At 34.0% G+C, this 17,514-nt stretch carries 14 protein-coding genes, 1 other RNA gene and 1 pseudogene; 9 read left to right on the forward strand and 7 right to left on the reverse strand.

Annotated features, from left to right (window positions below):
- Window positions 1–4,454 (reverse strand): Calx-beta domain-containing protein (locus ACNQGO_RS14205; protein ID WP_417985674.1); only part of this gene is annotated, 4,454 nt, incomplete at its 3' end.
- A gap of 660 nt (window positions 4,455–5,114) precedes the next feature.
- Here ACNQGO_RS14205 and ACNQGO_RS14210 point away from each other — a divergent pair.
- The 3 genes from ACNQGO_RS14210 (at window position 5,115) to ACNQGO_RS14220 (ending at window position 8,677) form a co-directional block, all read left to right on the forward strand.
- Window positions 5,115–5,600 carry a SixA phosphatase family protein gene (locus ACNQGO_RS14210; RefSeq protein ID WP_417985675.1) on the forward strand — a complete coding sequence of 162 codons (486 nt, stop codon included), beginning with the start codon at window positions 5,115–5,117 and terminating at the stop codon, window positions 5,598–5,600.
- Entirely contained in the window at window positions 5,597–7,684 is a 2,088-nt protein-coding gene (ppk1, locus tag ACNQGO_RS14215; protein WP_417985676.1) for a polyphosphate kinase 1, read from the forward strand. The genes ACNQGO_RS14210 and ppk1 overlap by 4 nt, the downstream gene beginning before the upstream one ends.
- A gap of 102 nt (window positions 7,685–7,786) precedes the next feature.
- Entirely contained in the window at window positions 7,787–8,677 is an 891-nt protein-coding gene (locus ACNQGO_RS14220) for a Ppx/GppA phosphatase family protein (RefSeq protein WP_417979361.1), read from the forward strand.
- A 7-nt stretch (window positions 8,678–8,684) separates the two neighbouring features.
- On the opposite strand, the gene ACNQGO_RS14225 is transcribed toward ACNQGO_RS14220, so the two are convergent.
- Window positions 8,685–9,101, reverse strand: a complete 417-nt coding sequence (locus ACNQGO_RS14225) for a DNA polymerase III subunit gamma/tau (protein WP_417985677.1) — start codon at window positions 9,099–9,101, stop codon at window positions 8,685–8,687.
- Between the two features lie 7 nt (window positions 9,102–9,108).
- On the opposite strand from ACNQGO_RS14225, the gene ACNQGO_RS14230 reads away from it, so the two are divergent.
- The gene (locus tag ACNQGO_RS14230; protein ID WP_417985678.1) at window positions 9,109–9,240 is read left to right on the forward strand and encodes a hypothetical protein; all 132 of its coding nucleotides are present in this window, start codon (window positions 9,109–9,111) and stop codon (window positions 9,238–9,240) included.
- A gap of 97 nt (window positions 9,241–9,337) precedes the next feature.
- Here ACNQGO_RS14230 and dnaX read toward each other — a convergent pair whose 3' ends face one another.
- The 3 genes from dnaX to ACNQGO_RS14245 all read right to left on the reverse strand — a co-directional run bounded on the left by dnaX (window position 9,338) and on the right by ACNQGO_RS14245 (window position 11,770).
- Window positions 9,338–10,423 carry a DNA polymerase III subunit gamma/tau gene (gene dnaX, locus ACNQGO_RS14235; RefSeq protein WP_417985679.1) on the reverse strand — a complete coding sequence of 362 codons (1,086 nt, stop codon included), beginning with the start codon at window positions 10,421–10,423 and terminating at the stop codon, window positions 9,338–9,340.
- 44 nt (window positions 10,424–10,467) lie between these two features.
- The gene (locus tag ACNQGO_RS14240; protein ID WP_417947954.1) at window positions 10,468–11,133 is read right to left on the reverse strand and encodes a hypothetical protein; all 666 of its coding nucleotides are present in this window, start codon (window positions 11,131–11,133) and stop codon (window positions 10,468–10,470) included.
- A gap of 337 nt (window positions 11,134–11,470) precedes the next feature.
- A complete protein-coding gene (locus ACNQGO_RS14245) occupies window positions 11,471–11,770 on the reverse strand; it encodes a hypothetical protein (RefSeq protein ID WP_417947953.1) in 300 nt (99 codons plus the stop codon).
- Between the two features lie 117 nt (window positions 11,771–11,887).
- On the opposite strand from ACNQGO_RS14245, the gene rnpB reads away from it, so the two are divergent.
- The 3 genes and pseudogenes from rnpB (at window position 11,888) to ACNQGO_RS14260 (ending at window position 13,956) form a co-directional block, all read left to right on the forward strand.
- Window positions 11,888–12,249: RNase P RNA component class A (gene rnpB / locus ACNQGO_RS14250), an RNA gene on the forward strand.
- A 192-nt stretch (window positions 12,250–12,441) separates the two neighbouring features.
- Window positions 12,442–13,299: pseudogene (locus ACNQGO_RS14255) on the forward strand (ketopantoate reductase family protein); the annotation flags it as partial.
- A gap of 99 nt (window positions 13,300–13,398) precedes the next feature.
- Complete coding sequence (locus ACNQGO_RS14260; protein ID WP_417985680.1) at window positions 13,399–13,956, forward strand: hypothetical protein; 558 nt, start codon at window positions 13,399–13,401, stop codon at window positions 13,954–13,956.
- A gap of 75 nt (window positions 13,957–14,031) precedes the next feature.
- Here the strand turns inward: ACNQGO_RS14260 and ACNQGO_RS14265 are convergent, their stop codons facing one another.
- Both ACNQGO_RS14265 and ACNQGO_RS14270 read right to left on the reverse strand, forming a co-directional pair.
- On the reverse strand, window positions 14,032–14,628 hold the full coding sequence (locus tag ACNQGO_RS14265; RefSeq protein WP_417979369.1) for an RsmD family RNA methyltransferase: 597 nt from the start codon (window positions 14,626–14,628) through the stop codon (window positions 14,032–14,034).
- Complete coding sequence (locus ACNQGO_RS14270; protein WP_417985681.1) at window positions 14,625–15,431, reverse strand: DUF3822 family protein; 807 nt, start codon at window positions 15,429–15,431, stop codon at window positions 14,625–14,627. Before ACNQGO_RS14270 ends, ACNQGO_RS14265 begins: the two co-directional genes overlap by 4 nt.
- A gap of 247 nt (window positions 15,432–15,678) precedes the next feature.
- On the opposite strand from ACNQGO_RS14270, the gene ACNQGO_RS14275 reads away from it, so the two are divergent.
- Window positions 15,679–17,100 (forward strand): ATP-dependent DNA helicase, encoded by a 1,422-nt coding sequence (locus ACNQGO_RS14275; RefSeq protein ID WP_417985682.1) that lies wholly within the window; start codon window positions 15,679–15,681, stop codon window positions 17,098–17,100.
- Between the two features lie 229 nt (window positions 17,101–17,329).
- Window positions 17,330–17,503, forward strand: a complete 174-nt coding sequence (locus ACNQGO_RS14280; protein ID WP_470303461.1) for a hypothetical protein — start codon at window positions 17,330–17,332, stop codon at window positions 17,501–17,503.
- Window positions 17,504–17,514 lie beyond the last annotated feature (11 nt).

Consider the following 17,514-nt stretch of genomic DNA (forward strand, 5'->3'; position numbering starts at 1 on the left):
GCCGCATCATTATCATTGATTGTTCCAGTAGCCGAAGCCGTTCCAGAAGCAATGCTAAAGTCTTCGTTATTTTCATCAATCGTATCCGCAGTTGTTGGTACACTCACGGTTCCCGTAGTAGCACCCGCAGGTACGGTTACTGTTTGCGATGTGGTAGTGTAATCAGCACTTCCAGCGGTTCCATTGGTGAATGTAAAGGTATACGTTGTATCCTCAGCAGAAGGATTACTCAAGCTGAATTCAAACACAACAGGACTTCCTTCAGTAGCCGAAGCAGGAGTGATCGTGGCTACAGTTGGAGCCGCATCATTATCAGTAATAGTCACAGTTGCAGATTGAGTACCTAATTCTGTTGCACAACCTCCTGTTACATTGTCAATATTTGCATTAACCGTTTCTGGCCCTTCATTTATGTTGTCATCAATAGGAGTAATGGTTACAGTACCACTTGTTGATCCCGAAGGTATAGTAATGGTTAAACTACTTGCAGTGTGATCAGAACCTGATGTTGCTGTTCCAGAATAAGAAATTGTAATAATTACATCACTAATAGTTGCAGTTGATAGAGTTGCTGTAAGGAGCGCGCTACTTCCAGAATTTTCAGCAACTGATGTTGTGCCTGATAAACTTACAGTAGGAGCATATATCGATATAGTTCCAGTAGCAGTCACTTCCCCACAACCACCCGTAAGTGGAATAGAATAATTGAATATTCCCGAAGCAGTTGGCGCACCACTAATTGTAATTGTATTTGATGCAAAAGTAGCGGTAACACCTCCAGGTAAACCTGTAGCCGTTCCGATTCCAGTAGCTCCTGTAGTAGTATGTGTGATATTTGTCAGCGGCGTATTGATACACAACGTTGGAGTTGATGATGCTGCTGATACCGTATTGTTAGGTGTTACTGTAATGGTTCCCGCAGCATTCACTGATCCACAACCACCGGTAACTGGAATTGAATAATTGAATGTTCCCGAAGCAGTTGGAGTACCACTAATTGTAATTGTATTTGATGCAAAAGTAGCGGTAACACCTGCAGGTAAACCTGTAGCCGTTCCAATTCCAGTAGCTCCTGTAGTAGTATGTGTAATATTTGTTAAAGCGGCATTGATGCACAACGTTGGAGTTGATGATGCTGCAGATACCGTATTGTTAGGTGTAACAATGATCCTTCCCGTAGCATTCACAGACCCACAACCTCCCGTTAATGGGATGCTATAATCGAATGTTCCCGAAGCAGTTGGAGTACCACTAATTGTAATTGTATTTGATGCAAAGGCCGCTGTAACACCTGTAGGTAAACCTGTAGCTGTTCCTATTCCAGTAGCTCCTGTAGTAGTATGTGTAATATTTGTTAAAGCGGTATTGATGCATAACGTCGGACTTGAACTTGCCGATGATGCTGTATTATTTGGAGCTACTCTAACTAACACAACTGTTGATGTGCTAGAACAACTACCTGAAATTACAGTTCTTCTGAACCAAGTGTTCTGAGTTATTCCACCCGATGAATAACTTATATTGTTATTTGAGCCTGCAGCAGCTGCAAAACCAGTAATTGCGCTTGTAGTACTACTTTCCCATAAATAACTGTAAGTACCGTTTCCGCCTGCTGGCGCTGAACCATTAATAGTAAAGAAAATTCCCGAACATATAGGTTCTACATAAGTGGTAACGATACTTAACCTTTTAACAACTCCTCCGCAAGGATCCCCAAAAACTCCATTTGTAGCTGCTATCGTTCCAGTACTATTCCCCAATAAACTTTCTACAACAGACTGGCTGGTTGGCGAATGACAAGTTGAATTAATGCTAAAATTAGGCGCTGTTCCTGTAGGTGTACCATAACTTGCAAAATTAACGGAGGAAAAATATGTTCCTACTGGCGCGTTCAGAACCGCAGAAGCACCTTCATTAACCGTAGCACTTATCTGCGCCGAAGTCCCATTAGTATAAATTAAGTTATTATTGCTCAATAGAGGATTTACAGTAATTATTCCACTTGCTGCAGCAGGTGGACAACCACCCGTTGTAGACACAGTATAATTGAACGTTCCAGATGCTGTTGGGGTACCTGTGATTGTTGCCACATTTGATGTCCATGATCCTGTTATGCCTGCCGGTAATCCAGAAAAAGTAGCACCAGTAGCACCTGTTGTTGCGAGATTAATATTGGTAATTGCCGTGTTAACACAAGTGGTTCTATTACTTCCAGCGGCAATAGTGTTTTTGGCATTCACATTAACCGTAGTAGTCACTGTTAATGGACGACTACAAGTACCGTTACTTACGTTAGTAAGATTTAAAATTGTATTTGACATTACTGCAGGTATAGTAACATTAACAGTTCCACCTGCACCAATAGTTGCTGTTCCAGATGCTGCACCTGTATAGTTTACAGTATTTCCTGCTGTTCCAGTTATAGTAAAAATTGCATCAGCACCAGAACAAATTGGATTATTGGAAGTTAGAGTAGCTGCAGCAGGAAGCTGATTAGGTGTTGTTGATCTATTTGCTGTATTATTACTGGTGTCAGAGTCATTAGAAGAGCTAATAGTTGCATCATTTGTATAATTACCAGTAGCATTAACTCTTGCTGTTATTACCATTGTAGCATTTTGTAAATTATTTAAGCTTCCAATAGCCCAATTGCCATTAGAACTAGTGTATGTACCACTACTAGTTGTAGCCGAAACAAAGGAATATCCTGTTGGTAAAAGATCTAAAACCGAAACCCCTGTTGCATTACTTGGACCATTGTTTGTTGCTGTAATTGTAAAATTGACATTAGAGTCTACACAAGGTGAATCAATATTAACAGTTTTGGTAATTGATACATCTCCACAAATAGTAACAGGTACTGGAGCAGATTGCGCTGTAGCTCCACAAGATAATGTTGATGAAACAGAATAACTTCCAGTTGTAGTGGTAGTATAGGTATCGGAATTTGCACCTGATATTGGGTTACCATTCAAAAACCATTGGTACGGACCAAATCCAGGTGTTGTAGATAGCGTTGCGCTTGTAGCGCAACCAGATCCTGTATTTGGAACTAGTGTTGGATTTTCAGGAATTTCAGTATAACTTGAAAAAATTGCAGCCATAGAAAACCCACCACCTTGTTGCACTAAACCAACTGTCATTTTGGACAAGCTTTCAATTGTTATTGAATTTGGGGAGCTAATCTGTATGTTTGTAAAATCAATTAGATACCAGCCTGTAGAGCCTAGTTGTCTTCTTACACCAGCAATAGTCTCTATATTTACTCCATTAACAGTAACAATTTCAGTAGCACTATTTAAAAGTACATTACCAAAGTAGGGAAGATCGTTATTATTATATCGCCTGAATTTGTAAGTTTCAACGTATTTAGAACCGCCACATTGTGATACTGGAGCAACACTTGTAATATCAACCTCACAGGTTATGGCAGTTCCGGAATAGACGGCAACTTTTTTATCACTATTTATTTTTGACGCTGAAAAATTAGCAGTAGTCCCATGATTGTAGGTGTAAAAACTTCCCGCGGTTGCAAGTGTTTGAGAAAAGGAAGATGATAAAGCACCTGTTTCAGTAAATTGTTGTACAGTTAAAACGGTATTTGGTTCAGTTGCTACAACAGTAGTTTGCTCAGCTGTTGAATTACCTTGGCCTCGAACTACTATATATTCAGTTCCTAAAACGGATATTGGAGGTACTTGATCTAAAGTACCATCACCACATCCTGCGGGGGTGTCAATTTTGGCACTAGTATTTATGACAGCTGGACCTGACGTTTCAACTAAAGAACCCATTGCAGCTTCGAAGAGATAACTTTGACCGGCATTTAAAGTAACTGTAGTTACACCATTTATAGATAAAGATGTATTGTTGTTGATTGCCATTACCGAATAGATAGGTTTTCTGAATCCTAGACCACCAAAATTACCTAAATCAGTATCTCTATAATATCCAACTCGAAAACTTACACCAACACCTGCCGATCCAAAACTAGTTAAAGAGGCATTACCTTTAATAAAATTCGCATCCGAGGTTGAAGTTGGCATGAGAGCATCCGAAGCAACATTTCTAATATTAATAGAAATTGGTTTTGCTGCTGAAATATTAAGACCAGCACCATTAACAACTGTATTTAGCGCATAATACTCTGAACCAACTGCTGTAGGAGAACCTGTAAATCTATAAAATGCGGGTGTTCCTTTGATTACACTTAAAGTTGTAATCACCGTCCCGTCACTTCTTGTTACTTGAACGGATACGTTAGTTGTAGATTCAGTTGCAACAACTAATTCATTTGCATCGCTGAAGTATCTCCACGGGGCTGGAGCTATATAATGCTGAGTGTAATATTGCGAGTACACACTTTCGGATATGAAAAATAATAAAAAAATTAGTATTAAATTTTTCACTTTCGTTAAAACATTATTTTTGTGTGTAAAGTAATGGTTTTCCATATTTTGCTATTCTTTGGTTTAGTTACAGTAAAAAGTGTAACGTATAATTTTATGTTGGGCTATCAATTATTTTTTTTGATAGTGATATAGTAATTTAAAAAATGATTTGGTTAATGCGTTTTTAGATACTTAGAGGCAAAAATAATTGCAATTGATTAATAACATATCTTGCTGTTGTTAATAATAAAATGAAATCCAATTTTTGGAGTAAATGTCGTTGTTGCGCTTACAAAAAAAAGTGTATTTTTTGTACAATGAAGGAATGTAGTAGGTAAAGCCATAATTTGATTTCTTTATTTTGAAAATTAAATTCTAATTTGGGGAAACTAGGTATTGAAATTATGATTAAATTTTAACAGTAAAGATAAATGTTTTAGTTCAAATAAAAATTATTATCTTTTATCTACAAAAATAAACGATTAAAAGCCTTTTTTAATGCAAATTTCATAGCTATTCGTTAGTTTTATAACTTTAATGATTTTTTTCTACCGAGCATTACTATATTAAGTATTTCAAAATTTATCTTAATTTATTTAATATACGTTTTTTTTGTACTGTTAGTTTTTTTAAATCATTAGTTTTTTTTATAAGAGAAAATGGTAATAAATTGTATCTTTCTATTTTATTTTTTAATGATTAATTTTCAAGATTTAACTGCTTATGAAAAATTTAATATTGGTGCGTCATGCCAAATCAAGTTGGGAGGTTCCTATGCAAGATAAAAATCGTGTTTTGACGTCTCAAGGTATTGCAGATGCACATTTAGTTTCTTTTCTTGCAAAAGATTATATTCCAAAAACCTACAGTATTTGGGCAAGTACTGCAAAAAGGGCAACAAACACTGCGTTAATTTTTGCTCAAAATTTTGGGTATCCTTTAGAAAGTATCGTTTACAAAGACGATCTTTATACTTTTGATGAAAATAAACTGGAGGAAATTATCAAATCGTGTAGTAATCTTTTAGATAATGTTATTGTTTTTGGTCATAATAGCGCCATTACAAATTTTGTTAATAAATTTGGAACTGTCTTCATTGACAATGTTTCTACAAGTGGTTTTGTTTCTTTAGAATTTGATACGAATGATTGGACTACAATTGAAAAAGGTAAAATAAATAAAATAATATTTCCCAAAGAGTTGCGATGAATAAAGTTTTAGAATACAAATATATTGATAGAGAGAAAAGTTGGTTGGCCTTCAACGCTAGAGTACTACAAGAAGCGGGGGATTCCTCAGTTCCACTACTAGATAGATTGCGGTTTTTAGGTATTTTTTCGAATAATTTAGATGAGTTTTTTAGAGTGCGTTTTGCTGCTATTAGACGTTTAAGTTTAACTGGAATTACGGGCGAAAAGTACCTTGGCGGGATTTCGGCTCAACAACTAGTAAAGGATATCACCGAAATAGTAATCCAACAACAATCCGAAAGTTTACGAATTTTAAATATTATTGAAAGCGAACTTGAAACTAAAAATATTTTCATCATAACTGAAACGGACATTACTGTTGAGCAAGAAATCTTTTTAAAAGACTTTTTTATCCAAAAAGTGAGCCCAGAGTTGGTGACCATTATCCTAAATGATTTGGCTGAATTTCCCGTGTTGAAAGATACTTCGGGGTATTTAGCTATCAAATTGGTGATGAATAAAAATGAAGAAGTACGTTATGCTGTAATTGAAATACCTAAAACCATTAACCGATTTGTGGTTTTACCTTCTCATAATGAAAAGCAATATATCATTCTGCTAGATGATGTCATTAGACACAATTTGAGTAATATTTTCAATATTTTTGATTACAAAAGCGTTTCTGCTCACATGATAAAAATTACTAGAGATGCCCAATTGGATATTGATAGTGACTTAAGTAAAAGCATGATCGAAAAAATATCGTTGAGTGTCAAAGATCGTCGTATTGGAGAACCAGTGCGCTTTATTTATGATCAACTAATTGAAGACGATACCTTACAATTTTTTCTAGATAAAATGAAAATCGTTTCCACGGATAGTATTATTCCAGGCGGAAGATACCATAATAGGCGCGATTACATGAACTTTCCAAATTTAGGCAGGTCTGATTTAGTGTACCAAACCAATGACCCGTTACCAATTCCAGGATTAAGTCTGGAAGGAAGTATGTTAGAAAAAATCAGTGAACGGGATTATTTGCTCAATGCTCCGTACCAGTCTTTTTCCTATTTGACTAAGTTTTTGCGAGAAGCAGCATTAGACCCAAAAGTAACTTCTATAAAAATTACATTGTATCGATTGGCTAAAAATTCTCAGATTATTAGCTCGCTCATCAATGCTGCCAAAAACGGAAAGAAAGTAACCGTTCAAATAGAATTGCAAGCACGTTTTGATGAAGCATCTAATATTTCGTATGCAGAGCAAATGCAGTTAGAAGGAATTGAACTTATTTTTGGAATTAAAGGCCTTAAAGTACACAGCAAAATATGTGTTATCGAAAGAATGGAACAGGATAAAATAAGACGATACGGTTTTATTTCGACAGGAAATTTTAATGAATCTACTGCTAAAGTTTATACGGATGTGACGTTATTTACCAGTCATCAGCAAATTCTGAAAGACATTATGAGAATCTTTGAGTTTTTTGATATTAATTACAGAGTACATCGATACAAACATTTAATCGTTTCTCCACATTACACCAGAACCCGATTTGTAAAATTAATTGACCGAGAAATTACGCATGCACTTGCGGGAAGGAAAACGCATATTAAGCTAAAAATGAATAGTCTGTCAGATTTTGGTATGATAGATAAATTATATGAAGCCAGCAGGGCAGGTGTAAAAATTCAACTTGAGGTGCGAGGTATTTGTTCATTAATACCAGGAATTCCAGGAATGAGTGAAAATATTGAAGCCATAAGTATTGTCGATAATTATTTAGAGCATTCTAGAGTTTATATTTTTGGAAATGCAGGTCAAACCGAAGTTTACATTTCATCTGCTGATTTTATGACTAGAAATCTTGATGGACGTGTCGAAGTAACCTGCCCAATTTACGATCAAGAAATAAAAAATGAACTGATAGACAATTTTGATATTGGTTGGAAAGGGAATGTTAAGGCGCGTTATCATTCGTATAAATTAGATAATAAATATAGAGTTAGGAACCACAATCCTGTTTTTAGAGCACAACTGGAGACCTATAAATACTATCAAAGTAAAGTAGAATTCGAGTCAAAAACAGAGGTCATTCTATAATTATTTTACTTTAACTAAGGGGATACTAGTACTAATTTTTAGATTTTAGAGTTAATAATTAGACCATCTAATCTCTCTAACACGAAACGAATTCAATTAAAAATGATTAAAATAAAAAAATATGCAGCAATCGATATTGGCTCTAATGCCATGCGATTATTGATTGTCAATATTGTAGAACAAGAAGGAAAAGAACCACAGTTTAATAAAAGTTCGTTGGTGCGTGTTCCCATTCGTTTGGGTCAAGATGCTTTTACAGTTGGTGAAATATCAGATGAAAATTTAGATAGAATGTGCGATGCCATGAAAGCTTTTAATCTTTTGATGAAAGTTCATAAGGTAGAACGGTACATGGCCTTTGCCACCTCGGCCATGCGCGAAGCCTACAATGGTAAAGAAGTTGTTGCGTTGATAAAGAAAAAAGCCGACATCAAAATAGAAATTATCGATGGAAAAAAAGAAGCGGCAATAATTGCTTCAACAGATTTACACCATTTACTAAAAACGGATCAAACCTATCTTTTTGTAGATGTTGGCGGTGGAAGTACCGAATTCACTTTGTTTTCTAATGGTAAATTGATCAACTCAAGATCGTTCAAAGCAGGAACGGTACGTTTATTAAACGACATGGTTTGTGATGTCGTTTGGGATGAAATTGAAAAATGGATCAAAATAAATACAGAGGAATATGAAGAAGTTATTCTGATAGGTTCTGGAGGAAATATTAATAAACTTTTCAAAATGTCGGGTAAAGTTCAAGAAAAACCCTTGTCCTACATTTACATGAATTCCCAATATGCGTTCTTAAATTCACTTTCGTATGAGCAAAGAATTTCTGAGTTAGGATTGAATCCAGATCGCGCCGATGTAATTATTCCTGCCACCAGAATTTATCTGAACGCAATGAAATGGAGTGGCGCACGAAATATTTATGTTCCTAAAATAGGACTTTCAGATGGAATTGTAAAAGCGATGTATTATGGTAAAATATAATGATAAGTTAGGCATCTAAATCCAATCCAAATGTTGTTCGTAAAAGTTCAATATTTGGATTTATTTCATGTAGTCTGTTGTAACGATCCTGGTCGTTAAAGCTTCTTTTACTTTCAATACTTTCATTCACAATAACTTCAATTGTGATATCATGATTGTGCAAATGTCCTTTTAAATGTCCTAAAAGTCCATTTAATTCTTTTTCAAAATCTAGTTTTGAACCTTCATTTGGCAATTCAATTGTGATGGAAGTTCCGTTTAATTTAGGATCGTTAATAAGCAATAACGACTCCATAATTTTGTACCCTTTATCTCCTAAACGTTGCGCATATTTGTTCCAATGCAATAACATTTCAGTTTCTGTAAACGACTCTGTTGGTAAGTGAGCCACTTCTTTTACAATCCCTTTGTTGCTTTCTTCCAATGCTTTTTTGGCACGAATACTGGCTAATGAAAACGCAGAAACCTTTGGTTCATTAGATTGTGGAATATCAATTTTAATTGCGGGAGTAGGAGCTGGTATTGTAGGAGCAACAACTATAACTTCTGGTTCTTTTTCTTGAGTTGCTGCCGCAATTGGATTAATTGTAGAGCTTTCTATTTTAACTTTTGGACTTTCAACGATAGAGTAATCGCTCTTTTTAAAGTAAGTAGGAGGAATTATAAATTGGTCAACTTTTTTTTTTCTCCATCAAAAGTGATAGAGGCAAGTTGCATCAGGCAAAGTTCAACAAGAAGTCGCTGGTTTTGGCTTACTTTGTATTTCAAATCACAATCATTTGCCATTTCAATTCCTTTCAAAAGAAAGTCTTGACTGCATTTTTGTGCTTGTAGGCCATACATTTTCTGTGCTTGTTCTCCTACTTCTAATAAAGATAAAGTTGCAGGTGTTTTTGAAACTAATAAATCTCTAAAATGAGAAGCTAATCCAGATACAAAATGGTGTGCATCGAAACCTTTAGACAGAATTTCGTTGAAAGCCATCAATAAATCTGGGATTTTGTTTTCCAAGATTAAATCGGTTACATTGATATAGGTTTCATAATCCAACACATTCAGATTCTCCGTAACGGCTTGACGTGTTAAATCTTTTCCACAAAAAGAAACTACTCGGTCAAAAATAGACAAAGCATCACGCATAGCACCATCTGCTTTTTGAGCAATAATATGCAAAGCATCATCTTCAAAAACTACACCTTGACTGGTAGCTACTTCGGCAAGATGTTCTTTAGCATCTTTTACGGTAATTCTCTTGAAATCAAATATCTGACAACGAGAAAGTATCGTTGGAATAATTTTATGTTTTTCGGTCGTAGCCAAAATAAAAATGGCATGTTTGGGTGGTTCTTCTAGTGTTTTCAAGAAAGCATTAAAAGCTGCCGAAGACAACATATGAACCTCATCGATAATATAGACTTTGTATTGTCCCGTTTGTGGCGGGATTCGAACTTGGTCAATTAGATTACGAATATCATCAACGGAGTTGTTGGATGCGGCATCTAATTCGAAAACATTAAAAGCAAAATCTTCATTGGGATCATCATATCCGGGCTGGTTTATTTTTCGAGCCAAAATACGGGCGCAAGTTGTTTTACCAACGCCACGTGGTCCTGTAAATAACAATGCTGAAGCTAAGTGATTGCTTTCTATGGCATTCAATAAAGTATTGGTAATGGCTTTTTGTCCTACAACATCTTTAAATGTTTGAGGACGGTATTTACGAGCCGATACAACAAATTGTTCCATAGAAATTTTATTCGAAAGCAAATATAGGATTTTTGTTGATTTGTTTATTCGCTAATTTGTTTATTTGAAGAAAATCTTTTCCTAGCCAAAATGTATATTAGAATTGAAAATAATAGCATATTGATAATCAAAGAAATGATTAGGATTTTGTCGTAAATTGTATTTTTTTGATTTTTAGGGATTTTATTTTGGGCTAATTTATAGGCTCTTAATTGCTCTAACTGATAAATAAAACTTCTTAATGATTCTATTTTGAATTTTAAGTAGTTGATTTCAGAATCTATTTCAGTAGGCTCGTTGATTTTACCAAATTTATCTCGTTTAAATTCTGGAGGTGGAGGCCAACCTGGGCCAAAATCTTGTGATTGTGTGGGTGAACACATGCTTAAATATAATTTATAATCTCTATTGAAGTTGCCGTAGATGATCCATAATCCTTTTTTATCTGGGAATAATCCACAATCACTTCCTTCAGAAACACCTTCAATAGTCTTTGATATATAAATTCCTTTGAAAAGTTCTATGATTTTAAAACTATAGGTTTGATTAACTGTATCAAGTTTTATTAGTTCACCATAAAATACAATATCATATTTATTTAAACCATATTCAACTATTTTTTCTTTACCAACTTCAATACATTTACAAGCAAATGTATTGTTGATACTAAATAAAATAATAATTACAAGGAATAGATTACCCAGTTTCATTTACAAAAAATTAAAACGCAATTATACGTTTTTTTTTATAAAAAAATGTTTTAAAGTATTGGTTTAATTTTTTACTAATTTAAGTTTTACAAAAGGATTAAAAGATTTTATAATGTAAAGACTGCTTCTTTTTAATGGAATTTTTTAGCCCAGATTACTTCACAGTACCATAATTTTATTGGAGTTCAGTGAACTCGTTTGCAGTGAAAATCCTTATGCGCCGGTCCCGAAACCTCGGGATGGCAGATAAGATTGTAACGAATAGCTGGATTAAGCTCTTAATAAAAAAAGGATGTTTTGCATGTTTATTTGCACTATTTTAAAGTGATAGAAACAATTAATAATTTCTATCTTTTATAGTGAGATCGATTAAAACTCTTGCGGCACCGTTTTCGGAATTTGCTGCATATCCCGCTACAAACACACCTTTTTTACCCGAAGTAGATTTGATGCCATAAACAGTTGCTTCATCATCTGGATTACTATCGCCTTCGTATCGATAAATATGTTGAATTTCATAATGGCTTGGATTTTTTACAATATCGTCCTCATGAATATTAAAATCATAGGTAAATCCCATCTCATTCAAATCGTCTAAGGCTTTAGAAACGGTGGCGTAGTGATACATATTTGACATAATAGAGATTTTTTAGTTATTTACTAAAGGTAACTGTTTTATTATGAATTGATTGTAAAAGGCTTGTTAAAGTAAGTAACAGTAAACAAAAAAAAGGATTAAATAGTGTAAATTTGTCGCGCAGGCCGCCTTATCGCTTAATGTTGAACTTGTTTCAACACCTGATTTCAGGTTCCGAATCGAGTTCGGAATAAAGAGGAAAGTCCGGACACCAAAGGGAAGCATAGCGGGTAACACCCGTCGGTTACGTTTTTACGAACGTGATTAGGACAAGTGCAACAGAAAGTATGTACAGGTAATGCTGTAGTGAAACCAGGTAAACTCTATGCGGTGAAATATCAAGTATATCAGCATTTAAGGGCGTCTCGTTCGTTGCTGAAGGGTAGATAGCTTGAGTCACGCAGTAATGTGTGATCTAGATAAATGATAAGGCTCCGATTTTTCGGGGACAGAATCCGGCTTATAGGTCTGCATTTTTTTATTAAAAGTTTAATAAAATTAAAGATTGTGAAATCTAACATAGAACCATTAAGAAATTTAGTTTCATTAAGTCCCAAGGCTTAATTTTCTAATTTTCTTGATGGTTTTGTTTTTAAATTAGTTGTATGAAAACAAGAATTGGCATTTTAGGATTGGGTGGAGTAGGTGGTTAATTTGGAGGATTATTAGCTAAAGCTTATTTTGAATCAGATGCAATCGAAATCGTTTTTATTGCACGTGGCGAAACCCAAAAAGCTATCGCCAAAAATGGATTGAAAATTATTACTGATACTACTGAAATAGTTGCTTTTCCTAGTTTAGTTTCGAATGTTCCAGAAGAAATAGGCAAACTAGATTACCTTATTTGTGCCACTAAAACCTATGATATTGAAACCAGTTTTGAAACCATAAAAAATTGTATTACCCCAAACACGATAATCCTACCTTTATATAATGGTGTTGATGCCACAGAACGCATCCAAAAGTTGTTTTCTGAGAATACTGTTTTGCAAGGTTGTGTTTATATTGTTTCAATGATTGAGTCACCGGGTATTATTAAAAAAATAGGTGTGTATGAAAAACTATTTTTTGGTTCTAAAAATGCTCCGGTTTCCAAATTAAATGTATTGCAATCCATCTTTGAAAATGCCAATATCGAAAGTTATTTTGTGGAAAATATCGAAGAAACGGTTTGGGAAAAGTTTATTTTTATTTCAGCATTAGCTTCAGCTACTACCTATTTGAATGTAAACATAGGAGGGATTTTAAACAACCCTGAAAACAAAGCAATTTATAGTTCACTGTTGAACGAAATTACTGCTGTCGCTAATGCAAAAGGGGTTACGTTGCCAGATGACATTGTTGCTCAATCGATTATTAAACTCGAAAAAACTCCAAAAGACGCGACTTCATCGATGCACCGAGATTTATTGGCTGGTAGAAATACTGAAGTAGTTTCCTTGACAAAATATGTGGTGGATCAAGCAGTAAAATTTGGGGTTGCAACGCCTATTTACCAAATGGTGTTAGAGAAGTTAGCGACAAATTGAATTTGTTTTTTAAATAAAATTCTTATAAATTAAAATTTAGTTTTATGTTTGCGTCCGATATTATATAAATGATATATCGAAACTTAACAATAACTATATATGCAATTATCGGTACCTAAAAATGGTAAAGCAGCTTTTGTAGCTCTTTTTATTTTAATGACAATGTCACATTCTAATGCACAAGAAAAACCTGCTGTAGAAAAAAGCCAATTTAAAATTAACGCACTTCTTCCCGGATTTGTTTACGAACATGGTCTAACTGATAAAAATACTCTTTACTCAGAATTGAGTTTAGGTGTTGGATATACATCGAATAGTTTTGGGAATACCTGGACCTTTTATCCTTACATTAATGAGCAGTTTCGTCATTATTATAATTTAAAGAAAAGGGCAGAAAAGGGCAAAGTCACTTCTCGTAATTCAGGAGGTTTTGTTGCTATGACCGCTTTTTATAATTTCAAATCAATTTCTACGAATGATAACTTTTTACCCCAAAATGCATCGATTACTGTAGCTCCGGTTTGGGGTTTTCAACGAACGTATAAAGGGAATTTTAACATTGATCTGAATATGGGTGTTGGTTATAATTTTGACAAAAATGACAGTGAATTAGTTCCAGTTTTAAACTTTACTTTGGGTTGGGTAATTGGTAAATAGTTATTTTAAATGGTTATTAAAAACAGAAAAGCTCTTGTAATTTCAAGAGCTTTTCTGTTTTATATACTATCTAAATTATTCTTCTTCACCATCATTTTGGTCTGATTCGTTTTCAGAATCTTCTTTATCACCAGAACCAATTTCGAAAAAACTAAAAATAGAACCACCATAACTTTTCTGGAACGAAAAGTGAATCATATGATCTAGTTTGGTATATTTAGAATGCTCGATTACCATCATTCCTTCTTCATTAAGAAGTTCTTTTTCGAAAACTAATAAGATAATTTTTTCGAACGTTTTTTGGTCCAAAGCATACGGTGGATCTGCAAAAATAATGTCATAAGACGTTTTACATCTTTCTAAATAGGTGAAAACATCACTTTTTGTAGCGGCAATATTAAAATCATATTCGGTTGCCACTTGCTTGATGAATTTTACACAACCAAAATCACCATCAACAGAAGTGATTGGCGTACTTCCTCTTGAGGCAAATTCGTAACTGATATTTCCTGTTCCGGCAAATAAATCTAATATTTTTAATCCTTCAAAACTGAAATGGTTGTTCAAAACATTGAATAATGCTTCTTTAGACATATCGGTCGTGGGACGAACGGGCAATCCTTTTGGTGGAAAAATGCGTCGTCCTTTGTATTTTCCTGAAATGATTCTCATGAGTTGAAAAGTATAAAATGATTTCTGTTTTCGTCCTCAGAAAAATAATTGTTCCATCGCAAATCTTCCACATCAATAAGGGAAACGTTGCGAATGTATTGGTAAGCGATTTTGAAATAATCGCTTTCGGTATCAATATTTCCGATTAGTTCCAATGGGAAGTTTTCGGGATTTAAGTTTAATTGTTCAGCCGTAAATAAAATATAATACAAGAAATCTTCCGGCGTCTTGTAAACAAAAGAATTGAAAAGAATTAGTTTTTGGTTCTGAACTACAATGATTTCAAAATGCCCCGTATTAATATGTACAAACATTTTTTTCTCATCCCTATTTTTGGAGGCAATCAAAAGTTTAGAAACTAAAATACTATTGGCATGTTTGTAATCGAAAGTACCAAATTGGTCAATGAAAAAATTATTGATATTTACATAGGGAATGTAAACTGCATTCATTTGATAGTTTGGAATTTCATCAAAAGCGAAAAAATCAGTTTCAAAAACTTTAGTATTGTATTGCAAATAACTGCCTAAAAAGTTCTCATCAAATAATGGTTCTGGAACAAAAGTAGAAAGATTGTTGTTGTGTATCACCAGAATTTCATCATAAGAATCCTTTAATTCGGGATGATCAATGAAAGCATTAGCAAACAAATCTTCAATTTTTGTAGTTTTATGAAAGGTATCAAAATGCACTTCGTTAAATGAAGTTACCGTATTATTTAGCGTATCAAAACAACAAAAAGAAAGTCCTGTCAAGGAAACTTGAATGGAAAGTTTTTTATATTTTTTTTCGGCAATGTCCATAATACTATTGATTTTTTCAACAACGCAAACTTACAAATTTAAAAATCAATAACAATATCAATTGCAATGGCAAAAATCAATAACAATATCAATTGCAATGGCAAAAATCAATTTCAGAACTCAATTGCAATGACAAGAGCAATAGCAATGACAATAGCAAAATTCAATGGCAGTAATTGAAAATTGAAATTGCTATTGACATTGAAATTGAAAAAACATTCTTTACTTTGCAGTCAAATAACACGAAATGAATTCCTCCCTGTTTTATAGTCTTTTACAAAAAAAATTTCCTTTTCAGCCCACCTATAAACAAGATATTTTTTTTCAAAAAATTGCTATTTTTTTAACCGAAACAGACAATAAAACCATCTTTGTATTAAAAGGATATGCGGGTACGGGAAAAACAACCGTGATATCTACTATTGTAAATAGTTTATTAGATATCAATAAAAAATATGTTTTGCTCGCGCCAACCGGTCGTGCGGCAAAAGTAATTGCCAATTATTCGAACAAACCCGCTTTTACAATCCATAAAAAAATCTACTTTCCCAAGAAATCTGCGGGTGGTGGCGTTTCGTTTACGTTACAACAAAACAAACATAAAAACACCATATTTATAGTCGATGAAGCCTCTATGATTTCAGATACGAATTCTGATTCGAAGTTGTATGAAAATGGCTCCTTATTAGATGATTTGATTTCGTATGTTTATTCAGGTATCAATTGCAAAATGATTTTATTAGGCGATACTGCTCAGTTGCCTCCCGTAAATCTAGACATCAGTCCTGCATTAGATATTCAAACTTTAGGAATGAATTATGATAAGGAAGTAGAACATATCGAGTTGGACGAAGTTATGCGTCAGGAAGAAAATTCCGGAATTTTGCATAACGCAACTGAACTTCGGGAGTTATTGAAAGATTCCTTTATCGATGAATTCAAATTTGATGTTAAAAAATTCAAAGATATAGTTCGTCTGACCGATGGGTATGAAATTCAGGATGCCATCAATTCTGCCTACAGTAATTATAGTATAGAAGACACCGCTTTTATTGTTCGTTCCAATAAAAGAGCGAATCAATATAATGAGCAAATCAGAACCAAAATCCTCGATAAAGAAAGTGAACTTTCAACAGGCGATTTTCTGATGGTGGTGAAGAACAATTATTTTTGGTTGAAAGATTCTGATGAAGCGGGTTTTATTGCCAATGGTGATATCATCGAAATATTAGAAATTTTCAATATCAAAGAATTGTACGGTTTTAAGTTTGCGAAAGTAAAAATTCGAATGATTGATTACCCCAATCAGATTCCGTTTGAAACTGTTTTATTATTAGATACTATAAAAAGTGAATCACCATCATTGACCTATGAAGAATCGAATAGATTGTATCAGGAAGTGTTGAAAGATTACGAGGGCGAAACCAAATTCCAAAAGTTTCTAAAAGTAAAAGCCAACGAATATTTCAATGGTTTGCAAGTGAAATTCTCGTATGCAATTACGTGCCATAAATCGCAAGGTGGACAATGGAATACCGTTTTTATAGAGCAACCGTATTTACCGGATGGCATCAATCGAGATTATATTCGGTGGTTGTATACGGCAATGACCCGAGCCAAAAATAAATTATATTTGATAGGATTTAAGGATGAGAATTTTGTAGAATGATTATTTTAAAATTAAACCATTAAGAAAATTAAGGTTCATTAAGTGACAATTCCAAAATCTTAATCTTCTTAAATCTCTTAATGGTTTAAAAAACATTTAAATATATAATTTATGAATACTTTAAACGACTTACATAAAATTTAGGCTCTTTCTCGAATATCCAAAAAATGCCGGTTTTGTTTTTAGGACACGGAAGTCCGATGAATGCGATTGAGGAAATTTTCAACCATTGCTAGATTTTGAAAAACAAAGCAAGGCGTTTCAATTAGCGATTCCTACTCCAGAACATTATTTACCTTTTATATATACCTTGGGTTTAAAAGGAAAAACCGAAGAACTGAGTATGTTCAATGATAAGTTGTTGGGAGGTTCTTTGAGTATGACTTCGGTGAAGATTATTTAGGGTGATTTTGT

The organism is Flavobacterium frigidum (assembly GCF_048286735.1).
Classification (GTDB): domain Bacteria; phylum Bacteroidota; class Bacteroidia; order Flavobacteriales; family Flavobacteriaceae; genus Flavobacterium.

Bases quoted from the DNA above. Each gene is read 5' to 3' on its own strand.
- ACNQGO_RS14210 (WP_417985675.1), top strand. From the start codon at position 5,115: ATGAAAAATTTAATATTGGTGCGTCATGCCAAATCAAGTTGGGAGGTT.
- ppk1 (WP_417985676.1), top strand. From the start codon at position 5,597: ATGAATAAAGTTTTAGAATACAAATATATTGATAGAGAGAAAAGTTGG.
- ACNQGO_RS14220 (WP_417979361.1), top strand. From the start codon at position 7,787: ATGATTAAAATAAAAAAATATGCAGCAATCGATATTGGCTCTAATGCC.
- dnaX (WP_417985679.1), bottom strand. From the start codon at position 10,423: ATGGAACAATTTGTTGTATCGGCTCGTAAATACCGTCCTCAAACATTT.
- ACNQGO_RS14240 (WP_417947954.1), bottom strand. From the start codon at position 11,133: ATGAAACTGGGTAATCTATTCCTTGTAATTATTATTTTATTTAGTATC.
- ACNQGO_RS14245 (WP_417947953.1), bottom strand. From the start codon at position 11,770: ATGTCAAATATGTATCACTACGCCACCGTTTCTAAAGCCTTAGACGAT.
- ACNQGO_RS14260 (WP_417985680.1), top strand. From the start codon at position 13,399: ATGCAATTATCGGTACCTAAAAATGGTAAAGCAGCTTTTGTAGCTCTT.
- ACNQGO_RS14265 (WP_417979369.1), bottom strand. From the start codon at position 14,628: ATGAGAATCATTTCAGGAAAATACAAAGGACGACGCATTTTTCCACCA.
- ACNQGO_RS14270 (WP_417985681.1), bottom strand. From the start codon at position 15,431: ATGGACATTGCCGAAAAAAAATATAAAAAACTTTCCATTCAAGTTTCC.
- ACNQGO_RS14275 (WP_417985682.1), top strand. From the start codon at position 15,679: ATGAATTCCTCCCTGTTTTATAGTCTTTTACAAAAAAAATTTCCTTTT.